This window comes from Mammaliicoccus stepanovicii (assembly GCF_002902525.1).
GTDB classification, from domain to species: Bacteria; Bacillota; Bacilli; order Staphylococcales; family Staphylococcaceae; genus Mammaliicoccus; species Mammaliicoccus stepanovicii.
The window spans coordinates 4,596-19,038 of the sequence record NZ_PPQZ01000106.1 but is presented as its reverse complement, the minus strand read 5'-3'; the positions used below and the strand labels follow the sequence as shown (position 1 = coordinate 19,038).

The 14,443-nt window shown below is 32.3% G+C and carries 16 protein-coding genes and 1 other annotated feature; all 16 genes read right to left on the bottom strand.

Going from position 1 to position 14,443, the window contains the following annotated elements; genetic code table 11:
• Nucleotides 1-51 precede the first annotated feature (51 nt).
• Nucleotides 52-570 (bottom strand): adenine phosphoribosyltransferase, encoded by a 519-nt coding sequence (locus CD111_RS11080; RefSeq protein WP_095087618.1) that lies wholly within the window; start codon nt 568-570, stop codon nt 52-54.
• Complete coding sequence (recJ, locus tag CD111_RS11075) at nt 570-2,864, bottom strand: single-stranded-DNA-specific exonuclease RecJ (RefSeq protein ID WP_095087615.1); 2,295 nt, start codon at nt 2,862-2,864, stop codon at nt 570-572. The genes CD111_RS11080 and recJ overlap by 1 nt, the downstream gene beginning before the upstream one ends.
• A gap of 196 nt (nt 2,865-3,060) precedes the next feature.
• Entirely contained in the window at nt 3,061-5,352 is a 2,292-nt protein-coding gene (gene secDF, locus CD111_RS11070; protein ID WP_095087612.1) for a protein translocase subunit SecDF, read from the bottom strand.
• 170 nt (nt 5,353-5,522) lie between these two features.
• Nucleotides 5,523-5,786: a preprotein translocase subunit YajC gene (yajC, locus tag CD111_RS11065; protein WP_016999267.1), complete on the bottom strand. Its 264-nt coding sequence runs from the start codon at nt 5,784-5,786 to the stop codon at nt 5,523-5,525.
• 12 nt (nt 5,787-5,798) lie between these two features.
• Complete coding sequence (gene tgt, locus CD111_RS11060; RefSeq protein WP_095087611.1) at nt 5,799-6,938, bottom strand: tRNA guanosine(34) transglycosylase Tgt; 1,140 nt, start codon at nt 6,936-6,938, stop codon at nt 5,799-5,801.
• A 15-nt stretch (nt 6,939-6,953) separates the two neighbouring features.
• Entirely contained in the window at nt 6,954-7,979 is a 1,026-nt protein-coding gene (gene queA, locus CD111_RS11055) for a tRNA preQ1(34) S-adenosylmethionine ribosyltransferase-isomerase QueA (protein WP_095087609.1), read from the bottom strand.
• Nucleotides 7,980-7,995: 16 nt separating this feature from the next.
• Entirely contained in the window at nt 7,996-8,991 is a 996-nt protein-coding gene (ruvB, locus tag CD111_RS11050) for a Holliday junction branch migration DNA helicase RuvB (protein ID WP_095087606.1), read from the bottom strand.
• Between the two features lie 13 nt (nt 8,992-9,004).
• Complete coding sequence (gene ruvA, locus CD111_RS11045; protein ID WP_095087604.1) at nt 9,005-9,595, bottom strand: Holliday junction branch migration protein RuvA; 591 nt, start codon at nt 9,593-9,595, stop codon at nt 9,005-9,007.
• 14 nt (nt 9,596-9,609) lie between these two features.
• Nucleotides 9,610-10,071 carry an ACT domain-containing protein gene (locus CD111_RS11040; protein ID WP_095087602.1) on the bottom strand — a complete coding sequence of 154 codons (462 nt, stop codon included), beginning with the start codon at nt 10,069-10,071 and terminating at the stop codon, nt 9,610-9,612.
• Nucleotides 10,072-10,083: 12 nt separating this feature from the next.
• A complete protein-coding gene (gene obgE / locus CD111_RS11035) occupies nt 10,084-11,373 on the bottom strand; it encodes a GTPase ObgE (protein WP_095087599.1) in 1,290 nt (429 codons plus the stop codon).
• Nucleotides 11,374-11,375: 2 nt separating this feature from the next.
• Entirely contained in the window at nt 11,376-11,906 is a 531-nt protein-coding gene (locus CD111_RS11030; protein WP_095087596.1) for a Spo0B domain-containing protein, read from the bottom strand.
• 105 nt (nt 11,907-12,011) lie between these two features.
• On the bottom strand, nt 12,012-12,296 hold the full coding sequence (gene rpmA, locus CD111_RS11025; protein WP_095087593.1) for a 50S ribosomal protein L27: 285 nt from the start codon (nt 12,294-12,296) through the stop codon (nt 12,012-12,014).
• A gap of 10 nt (nt 12,297-12,306) precedes the next feature.
• Nucleotides 12,307-12,627 carry a ribosomal-processing cysteine protease Prp gene (locus CD111_RS11020; protein WP_095087590.1) on the bottom strand — a complete coding sequence of 107 codons (321 nt, stop codon included), beginning with the start codon at nt 12,625-12,627 and terminating at the stop codon, nt 12,307-12,309.
• Between the two features lie 3 nt (nt 12,628-12,630).
• Nucleotides 12,631-12,939, bottom strand: a complete 309-nt coding sequence (gene rplU, locus CD111_RS11015) for a 50S ribosomal protein L21 (RefSeq protein ID WP_095087586.1) — start codon at nt 12,937-12,939, stop codon at nt 12,631-12,633.
• Nucleotides 12,940-12,951: 12 nt separating this feature from the next.
• Nucleotides 12,952-13,025, bottom strand: a sequence feature (ribosomal protein L21 leader region).
• A 59-nt stretch (nt 13,026-13,084) separates the two neighbouring features.
• On the bottom strand, nt 13,085-13,588 hold the full coding sequence (gene mreD, locus CD111_RS11010; RefSeq protein ID WP_095087583.1) for a rod shape-determining protein MreD: 504 nt from the start codon (nt 13,586-13,588) through the stop codon (nt 13,085-13,087).
• Nucleotides 13,588-14,443 (bottom strand): rod shape-determining protein MreC (gene mreC, locus CD111_RS11005; RefSeq protein WP_169923149.1); only part of this gene is annotated, 856 nt, incomplete at its 5' end. The genes mreC and mreD, both read right to left, overlap by 1 nt.

The following is a 14,443-nucleotide window of genomic DNA, read 5'->3' as shown; positions in this document are numbered from 1 at the left end:
AGGGTAGTCAGTTCATGTAGGATATATGTCGATAATTTAATATAAATTTATTTACTCGTTATATTCAATTAAAGATACAACGTCGTAGCCTTTTAATTTTTCAATTCCGTTTAAATATTTTAATTCAATTAAAAATGCAATGCCGACAACAATACCACCTAATTTTTCTACTAAATGGATTGCCGCTTCGATCGTACCACCTGTTGCTAATAAATCATCTGTAATAAGCACTCTTTGTCCTGGTTTAATTGCATCATTGTGCATTGTTAATACATTTGTTCCGTATTCTAATTCATACTCATACTTGATAACTTCTCTTGGCAATTTACCTTCTTTTCTTACTGGAGCAAAACCAATTCCCATTGCATAAGATACAGGACAACCAATGATAAATCCTCTTGCTTCAGGGCCAACTACTATATCTACTTGTTTATCTTTAGCATATTTAACGATTTGGTCTGTAGCATATTTATATGCCTCACCATTATCCATTATTGTTGTAATATCTTTAAAATTAACCCCTTTTTTTGGCCAATCTTGAACCTCTGAAACGTATTGTTTTAAATCCATTATATTTCCTCCTCATTGTTACTTATCAATGATTGAATCCATGAAACTAAGGATGAGCTATCATTGTATAATAATGTTTTTTCTATTTCGATTTGTTGTTGTTTTGCTTGATATAATGGTGCGTTCTTTATATCATTTTTTGGTGCTTCTTTATTCACAGTAATTATACCATTATTTATTGTAATAAAGTTCAACTCATAGAAGCAATTCAAAATAAATTTCAACTGGTCAGGTTTGATTTTTAAAAATTGACAAAGTTGCATACCTTCAGTTTGAATATTCGTTTCTTTCTTATTTAATAATGCTTTATAAACTGACTTAAAAGTTTGATCATTAGGAATACCATCAAAATAAGAATTTGATTGTCCTTTAAATACTAAATAATATTTATCAGCATTCACTTCGTTTATTGTATGCTTAAATGATTCTAAGTCATCTGGTAAATCTCTCAATATGCACGACGCAACTTCTTTATTATATGTCTCACCATAATAAATATAATTTTCGTTTACTTTTTCTTCATTCTTATTAATAACAAAAATCGCATCTTCTTGATTTATCTTTAATAATTCTTGTTTGTTTTTACTTCTATAATCAAAAATTGAATGGTCATTACTGAGTTCTAAATCTTTCAGAATAATTTGTGGTGATTGATGGCCGTTCCATTCATTAACATTTAGACTTCCTGCTAAATTTATAGTCGTTTCTTCAGAAATATCATTCATTAAATGACCAAAATTCCAATGTAACGCATTTATATTCTTCTCAGTTAAAGTTAATTTGAGATGTTTTTCATTTTGTCCTATACCTTTAACAGATTTAATTTGTGAATTTTTAATTGAAAATATAGGTGCAGTGATATCAGTACCGAATGGTTTTAATCTTTCTAAATCAAAGATATTATCAACAGAAATATCTGACATTGTAATTTCAGCATCTATCGTCAATTGAGGTAATAATGGTTTCCCATCAGTTAAATTTTTCATGTCATCATTCAATGCTTTTTTCAATGGCTCAATTGCATCAATCTCCATCGTCATACCTGCAGCCATATGATGACCACCAAATTTCGTAATCAGTTCTGAATGATTTTGTAAGAATTCATACATAGAAACTTGTTCTATGCTACGTGCGGAACCTTTTGCATGATTTTGGTTAATGTCTACATTCAAAACAATTGTCGGCAAATTATAATTTTCAACAATTCTAGATGCAACAATACCTAACACACCTTCATTCCAATTTTCTTTTGCTAATACTAGAAATTGAGAAGATTCTTTAACTTGTTCATCTGCGAGAATCATCGCTTCTTCTGTTATGGCTTCTACAATTTCTTTTCTTTCTAAATTGAAATGATCTACTTCTTCAGCTAAAAATGTAGCTTCTTCATAATCATCGACCATTAACAATTCTAATGCTAATCTCGCGTCATCTAAGCGACCAACCGCATTCAATCGTGGACCGATAATAAAGCCTACAGTTTGTTCATTGACTTCATCTTTATAATCAGCAATTTCTAACAATGCTTTAACACCTGGTGAAGGTGACTCATTAAGTACTTGTAAGCCTTGTTTAACCATAGATCTATTCTCATCAGTTAAACTTACTAAATCTGCAATCGTACCGATGGCTACTAATCCTAGAAATGATTTAGGCAAATCTTGTTTAAGTGCTTTACATAATTTATAAGACACACCAACACCGGCTAAATATTTAAACGGATATTCAAATTCTGGATGCATCGGATGAACGATAGCATATGCATTAGGCGTTGTTTTACCAAATTCATGATGATCTGTAACGATAACATCTATACCTAATTCATTCGCAATATCTATTTCGTGGTGACCTTGAATGCCATTATCTACTGTAATAATTAATGTAACACCCTCATCATGCGCATTTCTAAATGCTCCTTCGCTCGGTCCGTATCCTTCTGTAAATCTATTTGGAATATACCAACCAACAATTGCATTTAGTGACTCTAACGTTTTAACTAAAATCGCAGTTGAGGTTACACCATCAGCATCATAGTCTCCATATACTAGTATTTTTTCATTATTTTGAATGGCTTTATGTATTCTTGTGACTGATTTTTCCATATCACTTAGTAACATTTCATCGTGATACAATACTTCTTTTGATAGTAAATGCTCTATATCTTCTTCAGAGGTATATCCTTTAGAAATTAAAGTTTTCTCTAAAAGTGGGGAAATATTAAATTTTTTAATTACCTTTTTATCTATTTCATTACTTTGTTCCGAAACAGACCATTGATAACGTGCCTTAGTCATAACAAATCTCCTCATTTCTACTCAAAACATTATACATTATATGTATTATTTACACTAGTATTCAAATTAAGCATAACAAAAGAAATCCCTTATTGCATAATCAAGTACTAATATATCATCATTAAAAATAAAAAATCTCCTAATCTGTTAAATTTAATCCAACAGATTAGGAGATATAATACAATCACTTTATTGATTATACTAATATTTTTTCATCATTTGATTTTTTCTCTTCATATACAACTAATTTACCATTTTCAGATTTTTTAAGTTGTCGTTTCTTAAAGATGCCCCATAATGGAACAGCGACAAATATAGAAGAAAATACACCAGAAATTAATCCGATTAATAATGCTAATGAGAAGTTAAAGATACTTGGTGATCCTAATATTAGTAATGCTACAACGACAATAATAACGGTTAATACTGTATTAATCGATCTTGTCATCGTTTGTCTGATTGATGAATTGACAATCATGTCAATCGTTTCAGGTTTCTTAATCACTTTAACTTTTCGTAAGTTTTCTCGTACCCTATCAAACGTAACAATTGTATCATTAATTGAATAACCAATAATGGTTAGTATAGCAGCAATGAATGTTATATCAATTTCAATTCTAAATAAGCTAAATATCGCTACTATGATAAACACGTCATGTAGTAACGCAAGTACTGCAGTAGTACCCATACGCCATTCGAATCTAAATGATACATACAAGATAATACCTAAGGCTGCTATTGCCATTGCTTTAAGTGCATTTGCAGCGAGTTCTTGACCAACTACTGGCGATACCGTACTCACGTTTGGATCATGACCAAATTTTTGTTCGAATTCAGATTTAACTTTTTGGATTTCAGTTTTATTTAACGCATCTTTAAACTGAACAGTTGCCATCTTATTACCTGAGCCACTCGTCGTAACTTGAGAAGGTTCTAAGCCCATTTGTTTAAAGTCTTTAGATACTTGTTCGGTTTTAATTGCATTATCAGACTGTAAATCGACACGTGTACCACTCGTAAAATCAATTCCTAGATTCAATTTGAAAATTGAAAGTATTATGGCACCTACAATGATTGTAATAATACTGAATGTTAGCAATGGTTTAGCTAATTTAACAAAATTAATCTTATCAAATGTTGTTCTTAAGTCATGTATATCTAATCGTTCACTAATATCGTGTCGACCTTTCTTAGATACACCAAACCAATTATATTTTTTCTTGAAGTAATTTGAATTAACTAATAATGAAAGTAATATTCTAGTAAAGAATACTGACGTAACAAAACTCATTAAAATTGCTAATAAGAGCATTGTTGCAAATCCTTTAACTGAACTTTCACCAAAAACAAACAGTACTAATGCAGCTAATATAGTCGTTAAGTTTGCATCTAATATTGTAATGAATGAAGAACCTGAGCCTTTCTTGAATGCTTGATTAAGCGTTCGACCAATCCGGAGCTCATCTTTGATCCTTTCGTACATGATGATGTTTGCATCCACTGCCATACCTACACCTAGAACGAGCGCTGCAAGTCCTGGAAGTGTGAGAACACCAGATATAAAGTTAAATGCGACTAACGTTAAGTATACATATGCACTTAATGTTATTACAGCTACAATCCCAGGTAAGCGATAATAAATTAACATAAACAAGAAGATGATACCGACACCAATAGATGAAGCAAGCATCGTTTCATTTAAGGCATCTTTACCAAATTGAGCACCTACTGAAGTAGAATATACTTCGTCTAATTTAACTGGTAGTGACCCTGAATTTAATAAATCAGCAATTTGTTTAGCTTCTTTGACGCCTTTTTCACCTTTAAATCCACCTGAAATTTCTACATTTTCAGAGTTGATTGGTTGGTCAACAGTTGCTGCCGAAATATATTTAGGTTTTTTACCTTGTTGTTCTTTCTTAGCTTCTTTCTTGTAGCTGTCTCCTTTTTCGTAATCCATCCAAATAACCATTAAGTTTGGATTCATTTTGGAGACTTTTTCTGTTACTTCTCTAAATTTCTTTGCATCTTTTAATTTAAGCGTAACAGCTACTTCATTTGTATTATCTTTAAATCCTTGTTTAGCTCCACCTTGAACTAAATCTTTACCAGATAATAGCACTTTATCGTTAGCATCTCTAATCGTTAAGTTAGCTTGAGTAGAAAGAACCTTTCTCGCTTCACTTTGATCTTTAATACCAGCAAGCTGTACTCTTATCCTATTTCCTTCTTCAACTTGAATTTTAGGTTCTGATACACCTAAAACATTAACACGAGACTCTAAAGTCTTTGCTGTAGATTTAACAGCGTCTTTATCTATTTTGTCACCTTTATCTAAAGGATTGACTTGATAAAGAACTTCAAATCCACCTTGTAAGTCTAAGCCTAATTTTACATTCTTTGTTATGTCCTTTGTTGTTGATCCGATTAAACTGAAAACCAACACTGCAAGAAGTAAAAATGCTATGATTCTACTTCGCTTTTTCACGTTAACACCTCTTACTTTTTTTAATTCACTATATATGTTATAGCATACTTTTAGCATAATTGAATAGCCATAACATGATATGTATTAAAAAAAGACATGGATAACCATGTCTTTTAACATCAAATATGATAGATAATATTAACCTAAATTGGTTAAAAAGTAAACTATTATTAAGATGGATCTACTTGTTTAATTGCAGGTTTTTCAAAAGTAATTTCTTGGCCTTTGTCATTAACTGTAACGACAACGATTGATTCGTCAACTGCTCTTACAGTTCCTTTAATTCCACCGATAGACGTGACTTTTTGACCTACTTCTAAACGATTTAATAATTCACGATGCTCTTTCGCACGTTTTTGTTGTGGTCTTATCATTAAGAACCAAACAAGAGCAAATATTAAAATAATTGGTAATAATTGTACTAATACTTCCATAATCATACTCCTTTAAAAGTTTTTGGGGTTATCTACATTTAGTCCATATTGCTCGAAAAATTCATCTTTGAAATCAAGTAATCGATCTTCTCTTATTGCTTGGCGAATATTCTCCATAAGCTTCAATAAGAAATATAAATTATGATATGTAGTAAGACGAATTCCAAATGTTTCATCTGCTTTAATCAGATGACGCAAATATGCCTTAGTATAGTTTCTACATGTATAACAATCGCATTCTGGATCTAAAGGTGATAAATCCTGCTGATATTTAGCATTTTTGATCACGACTCTACCTTGCGATGTCATACATGTTCCATTTCTAGCTATACGAGTTGGTAATACACAGTCAAACATGTCAATACCTCTAATTGAACATTCAATTAGTGCATCAGGTGAACCAACGCCCATCAAATACCTTGGTTTATTAAATGGCATTAGCGGTGCAGTATGTTCGACCATCCTATACATAACAGGTTTCGGTTCTCCGACTGATAATCCACCAATTGCATAACCTGGAAAATCAAGTGATACTAAATCTTTGGCACTTTGCTCTCTAAGATCATTATATTCTCCACCTTGGATAATTCCAAACAATGCTTGATCTTCTGGACGTTTATGTGCTTTTAAACATCTCTCTGCCCATCTTGAAGTTCTCTCAATTGATTTCTTAACATATTCATACTCTGAAGGCATTGGAGGACATTCGTCGAATGCCATCATGATGTCTGAACCAAGATCGTTTTGAATATGTGTTGCTTTTTCAGGACTTAAAAACAATTTAGAACCATTTAAATGATGTCTAAAATGAACGCCTTCTTCTTCAATTTTTCGCATATCACTTAAGCTGAAGACTTGAAAGCCACCTGAATCAGTAAGGATAGGTCCATCCCAATTCATAAACTTATGTAATCCACCCACCTTTGAAATGATATCACTTCCAGGTTGTAACCACAAATGATAGGTATTACTTAATATGATTTTTGCTTCCATTTCTTTAAGTTCTTCAGGGCTCATCGTTTTTACAGTCGCTTTAGTACCAACTGGCATAAACATAGGCGTTTCAAATGAACCATGTGGTGTATGTACGATACCAAGTCTTGCACCAGACTGTTTACAAGTTTTTATATGCTCATACGTAACTGCAGGCATGTTCAATCTCCTCTTCTAAATAATAATCATCGCATCGCCGAAACTGAAAAATCTATATTTCTCCTCTACGGCATGTTGATACGCATTTAATATATGCTCTCTTGTAGAAAGCGCTGAAACTAACATAATTAATGTAGATTTAGGCAAATGAAAATTGGTAATTAAACCATCAATTGCTTTAAATTTGTATCCCGGATAAATGAATATATCCGTCCATCCGCTATCAGCTTTAAATTCACCGTGTTTTGAACAGATCGTTTCTAAAGTTCTAGTTGATGTCGTCCCAACGGATATTATTTTGTTACCATTTTTCTTTACTGTATTTAACAAGTCGGCTGTTTCTTCATCCATTTGATAATACTCTGAATGCATCTCGTGTTCATCGATATTATCTACGCTCACAGGTCTAAATGTACCTAATCCAACATGTAGCGTAATAAATGCAATATGAACACCTTTAGATGCAATCTCATTTAGCAAACTTTCAGTAAAATGTAATCCCGCTGTCGGTGCAGCTGCAGAACCAATTTCTTTAGCATAAACAGTTTGGTATCTGTTTTGGTCATCTAATCTTTCTTTTATATAAGGAGGTAATGGCATTTCCCCAAGCTCATCTAATCTTTCTTGCAAAATACCCTCATATGATAATTTCATAATTCTGCCACCCTGGTTGAGTTCTTTAACACAAGTAGCGATTATTTTACCTTCTCCAAATGAAACAGATTGGTTTACCTTAATGCGTTTTGCGGGTTTAATTAACACTTCCCACTCATCACCTTCAAGTTGAGTAAGCATTAACATTTCAACTTTGGCACCAGTTTCTTCCTTTAAACCAAATAATCTTGCAGGCATAACTTTCGTATCGTTTAAAACTAGACAATCTCCGGAAGAAAATTGGTTTATGACATCCTTAAATGTTAAATCTTCTAAAGACCCCGAATTTTTATCACATTTAAGTAACCGACTACTTTCTCTATTCAACAACGGGGTTTGTGCAATTAACGATTCCGGTAAATCGAAATCAAAATCTTCAATGTTCACAAACTTTGCCTCATTCCTAATCTTTTTTAACTTCAAAATGGTCATAACTAATTGCAGTTGCTTTTCTACCTCTAGGTGTTCTTTCTATGAAACCTTTTTGGATTAAATAAGGTTCATAGACGTCTTCTAAAGTTATTCTTTCTTCGCCGATTGTTGCAGCAATGGCATCTAAACCAACTGGACCACCTTTATAGTTGTTCAATATACATTGCATAATTTTGTAATCTATATGATCTAGACCTTCTCTATCAACTTGCAATAAATCTAATGCGTGCTTTGTCGTTTTAATCGTAATAGCATGACTACCTTCAACTTGAGCAAAATCACGTACTCTTCTTAATAAGCGATTCGCGATTCGCGGTGTCCCTCTGCTTCGCTTAGAAAGTTCGTTCGTACTTTGACTATCAATATCAACATTAAATACTTCAGCTGTACGTTCGATGATTTGTTCTAAGCTTTTGTCATCATAATACTCTAATCGTAAATGTACACCAAATCTATCTCTTAATGGAGCTGATAAACTCCCAACACGCGTTGTTGCACCAACTAATGTAAATGGAGGTAAATCAATTCTAATACTTCTAGCTTCTTCACCTTTACCTACAACAATATCTAGGAAAAAGTCTTCCATTGCCGGATATAACACTTCTTCAACAACTCGACTTAATCGATGTATTTCATCTATAAATAATACATCACCAGGCTGTAAAGCAGATAATATAGCAGCTAAATCTCCTGGTCTTTCAATAGATGGACCACTAGCAGTTCTTAAATTAACTCCCATTTCATTCGAGATAATATGAGCCAACGTCGTTTTACCTAAACCTGGAGGACCATATAATAAACAATGATCTAATGGTTCTTCTCTTAATTTGGCAGCTTTAATAAATATATCTAAATTTGACTTAATGTTATGTTGCCCAATATATTGATTCAAAGTGTCTGGTCGTAATGACAATTCACTTTGCATATCTTCATCAAGTTCATGTTCATCAACTAGACGTTCATCCAAAAAATCACCTCATTTATTGAATAAGTAGAGCTAAACCTCTTTTAATACATGCGTCTACTGTGTCAAATGATTCTTTATCTAAAGTCTTTTTGACTTTAGTTATTTCACGTTTAGAGTATCCTAGTGCTTCTAAAGCCAATAAAGCTTCTTCTAGAACATCTTTATTAGAATCATTATTTTGAACAAATAGGTCCGACTCATCCGATACTACTAATTTACCTTTAAGGTCTAATATGATTTGTCTTGCTGTTTTCTTACCTATACCAGGAAATTTAGTTAAGTACGTTTCATTTTCATTTTCAATTGCCATCGTTACTTCATTTGGTGTACTTGCTGCCAAAATGGCTAATGCAGATTTTGGTCCAATACCCGTAACTTTGATTAAATTTAAAAACATATCTTTTTCTTCTAAATTGTTAAAACCGTACAATAATTGTGCATCTTCACGCACAATAAGTTGTGTATAAACAATCGCTTCTTGTTCTAATTGTGCTTGAAAACGATAAGAGTTTGGTGTTTGTATTTCATAACCAATACCACCTCTTTCAATCACGATATGAGATGGATATATTGCTGTAATACTACCTTTTATATATGCATACATTTAGACAACTTCCTTTACATACTCATTCCTATTACTTCTACTTCATCAACATGTGGACTTTCTTTAATCGCGTCCATCAATTCTTCTAATGTTAATTCTATATTAGTTGCGTTTAATGAAATTGTTATGGTTGCTCTTTCTTTCATAGGTAAACTTTGATGTATCGTAAGTACAGACCCTTTTAGCTCAGCTATTTTGTTAAGTACAAACGCAAGCATACCTACCTCATCTTGAACGTATAATATTAATGTTAAATTTCTAGTTTGTTCTTCTAATCTATCAATAGGAAAAATAGTATCTTTATATTTATAAAATGCGCTTCTTGATAAATTAAATTCCTTCACAGCATCATAAATTGTTAGGTTACTATTCTTTAATAATGCATTCTTTACTTTTATTGTTTTTTGTACAGATTCTGGCAATACATCTTCTCTTATTAAATAGAATTTCTTTGTTGATTCATTTGATTTTTTCAATTAGAACACGCCCTATTCGACAAATTCAAATTCTCCACCTAATATTCTTACAATATCTCCGTTTGATGCTCCACGTTCTCTAAGCGCATCATCTATGCCCATAGAACGCATTTGTCTAGCAAATCTTCTAACTGCTGCATCACGGTTAAAGTCAGTCATCTTAAATAATCTTTCAATTGAATTACCTGATACGACATAAGCGCCATCATCATCTCTCGTAATAACAAAATGGTCTCTTGATTTCTCGTGTTTATAAACGACCCTATGAATACCCGTATCTTCTTCTACTTTATCAAAATCAATGCCTTCAGTTTCATTAAGTAAATCTGCTATATCATATAATAATTGATCGACATTTTTTCTAGTAACCGTACTTATAGGAATAATTTTTACATCTTCTTCTAATTGTTCTTTGAACATATCAAGTTGTGTTTCTGAATCTGGTAAGTCCATTTTATTTGCTACAACAATTTGTGGTCTTCTTGATAATTTTTCATTATAAGATTTTAATTCACGATTAATTGTAACATAATCTTCGTATGGATCTCTGCCTTCTAATCCACTCATATCTATGATATGAACGATGACTCTTGTTCTTTCAATATGTCTTAAAAATTGATGTCCTAAGCCGACCCCTTCAGAAGCACCTTCAATTAACCCAGGTAAATCAGCCATTACAAAACCTCGACCGTCATTTGTTTGTACAACGCCTAAATTAGGCTTAATTGTAGTGAAATGATAGGCTCCAATTTTAGGCTTTGCTTTTGAAACGATAGATAATAACGTTGATTTACCAACACTTGGATAACCAACTAATCCAACATCAGCCATTAATTTTAATTCTAATACGACTTGCAGTTCTTCTCCTGGCTCACCATTTTCACAGAAATCTGGTGCTGGATTACTTGAAGAAGCAAACCTTGAGTTACCTCTACCACCACGACCACCTTTAGCAACTATTGCTCTTTGACCGTGTTCAACTAAATCAGCTAAAACTTCTTCAGTTTCAGCATTTTTAACGATTGTGCCTGGTGGTACTTTTAAAACGAGGTCATCAGACCCTCTACCATGCATGTTACTACTTTGACCGTTTTCACCTTTTTCAGCTTTAAATTTACTTTGGAATCTAAAGTCTAATAAAGTACGTAATCCTTCATCTACTTGGAACACAACAGATGCTCCCTTACCTCCGTCACCACCAGCTGGTCCACCGAATGGAACATACTTTTCACGACGAAAGGCAACTAAACCATTACCTCCATCACCAGCTTTCAAAGAAACTTTGACCTGATCTATAAACATGTTTACACCTCTAATTCATTAATATTGATAAAAAATTCTAATTCACATTGTTCTTCATTTATTGAAATGATTTCTAATTCATATTCTGAAAACATTTTGTATATTTCTTTTGCTTCTACATCTACATGGTCAAATGATATTGATAAGGTTACAAATTCTTCTTCAACAGTTAATCTCAAAAGTATTTGTACATTATCATCACAATATAAGTGATGATTGATAAAAATTTTGTAAATTTCATACAATATGCTATCGGATATCATTAAATTCTTCTGATAATATTCATCATTTATACACTCAATTTCAAATGTCCATTTAAAGCCTGACACTGAGATTTTATAGTCAAAAACCGCTTGTACAAATTTTCTACATGGCGCGTTTAAAAATAATTGTTCTTGTTTGAGGTCATTGTATAATTCATCTAATAGTGATTCCATTTCATCAACTTTACCTAACTGCTTATATGTATATAATAGTTGAAATTGATTAACAAAATCATGTCGCGACTTTAAATACACATCTAAATTATTCATATATCCACCTATATTATCAATATTTATTAATATGATTATACCATTTTACATATACGATTAAAAAAAGAAACACCAGAAAAAAATTCTGGTGTCTCAATATAAAGATTATTCAGCAGCTGCGTATACAGATACTTTCTTTTTGTCACGACCAAAACGTTCGAATTTAACAACGCCGTCGATTTTAGCGAATAATGTATCGTCTCCACCGCGACCTACGTTTTCACCAGCGAAAACTTTAGTTCCACGTTGACGATAAAGAATAGAACCACCTGTTACGAATTGACCATCAGCACGTTTAGCACCTAAACGTTTAGATTCAGAGTCACGTCCGTTTCTTGTAGAACCTACCCCTTTTTTCGATGCGAAAAATTGTAAGTTTAATTTTAACATGAGTTACACCTCACTTGTAATTTAGTTTAATATATTGCCCATATTCTTCTTCAATTGTTTTCAAAGATATTATTAGGCCTTGTAATAATGTTTGTGCTTGTTCATTTTCTAAGTTTACACTACGTACATGGAAATATCCACCATCGTCACTGTAGTCAATATCAGGTGTTTCATCGGTCAAACCGATGATAGCATTCGTCGTACCAAAGACTACTGCAGATGCTCCAGCGCAGACAATGTCTTTACCGTATTCACCTGAATCTGCATGTCCAGACATTATAATATCTGTAACTCGTCCTTGTTCATTTAAACTAATATCTACATTAATCATTGCTTATGCGTTGATTTTTTCGATAGTTAATTTAGTGTAAGGTTGACGATGACCTTGTTTACGTTTGTAGTTTTTCTTAGCTTTGTATTTGAATACAGTGATTTTTTTACCGCGTCCTTGTTTTTCAACTTTAGCAGTAACTGAAGCACCAGAAACAACTGGTGATCCAACTTTAACTGAATCTCCACCTACAAATAATACTTGGTCAAATGTAAATGAATCACCTTCATTTACGTCTAATTTTTCTACCCAAATTGTTTGACCTTCTTCTACTTTAACTTGCTTTCCGCCAGTTTCAATTATAGCAAACATACTTGCACCTCCTAATTTTTTAAGTCACGCCATTCATAGGTGACATTCGTACTTTAATACCTATGATTGAGCGGTTGTATGTAGCCTGAAACTACTCAACTTCAATAGATTACCATTTACTGCATATGATGTCAATAAAGATTGGCTAATTTGTGTTTCTTTCTAATAATTTTAATATGAATGGGAAAATTACAATTAAACACAATAAATTAAAAATTAATGTAGGTACAAACCTAAATATAACGATATGTCCTAAATCGAAAGATGTGACACCTAATACAACGTAAAAAACCATTGTCCATATTTCTAATAAAAATACTGAAAATATCAATAAGATAACCATCATTAAAATATCTCGATAGAACACTTTAAATAATTTATCCATCATTATGACAAATATCGTGTATCCAAATGTATAAATTCCGTAAACTCCACCATAATATATATCTGTAAACATCCCCGTAACAATAGCTAATATAATTGCTATTTTAGGATTTTTATAAACTGCTATTATAAGGATATATAAAAAGGTTAACCTCGGTACTATTACAAATGTTTCATTAAATAGGTGAACGGGTGATAACCTAGTTAAAAGTGAATCTAGAAAGAATAATACAATACCAATAAGAGGAATAACATAAAGTCTCATTATTCCTCACCACTTTCATCAGATGAAGGTATTGTAACTGGATCACGTTTAGCCACATATACATGATTTAATTCTTTAATGTTAGTTGACGTTTTAATATAAGCTACTTTCGACAATCCATATTCATCATTTTCTACTTTTTGAACTTTACCTACTAAAATCCCTTTCGGTAACTGATCTCCCAAACCGTTTGTTACAACTTTGGAACCTTTTTTAACATGGTATTTATTGTCAATATCACTGATGACTAATAATCCTTTATCCTCATCATAACGATTAATCATTCCGAAGATATTTTCATTATCTTGTTGTATGTCCACTGATAACTTGCTTGTTTTTACACTTGTTGAAATTAATTCTACTTGTGACGAGAATTGATTTACTTTTTTTATACGACCAACTAGTCCTTGACTTGTTATAACTGCCATATTTTCTTTCAAATCACTTTTCTTACCTTTATCAATGATAATTGTGTTCATCCATTGATCAGGACTTCTGCCTATTACAGTAGTAGATACAGGATTGAATTGAGAAATATCCTTCATATCTAACTCTTTTTTCAATGACTTGTTTTCTTTTTCAAGTCTTTCTTTGTCTGCTTTAATTTGATCGACGCTCTGTGCTTCTTTCTTAAGTTTGCCGACTTCATCGTCTGAAGTTAGTAAATTAGAAAAAAAGTTCGAAACCATCGTTACTGGATAAGAAACAATTCTTCCTCCGAGCGAAGATGTATCACTAGCATATTGTTCACTAAGCGATGCAGATTGTGCCCTCATTGAATAACCTACTATTACAATTAACAAGACCATTGAAATTAGAAAAAATACTAATTTATTATTTTTGAAAAAATTCGAC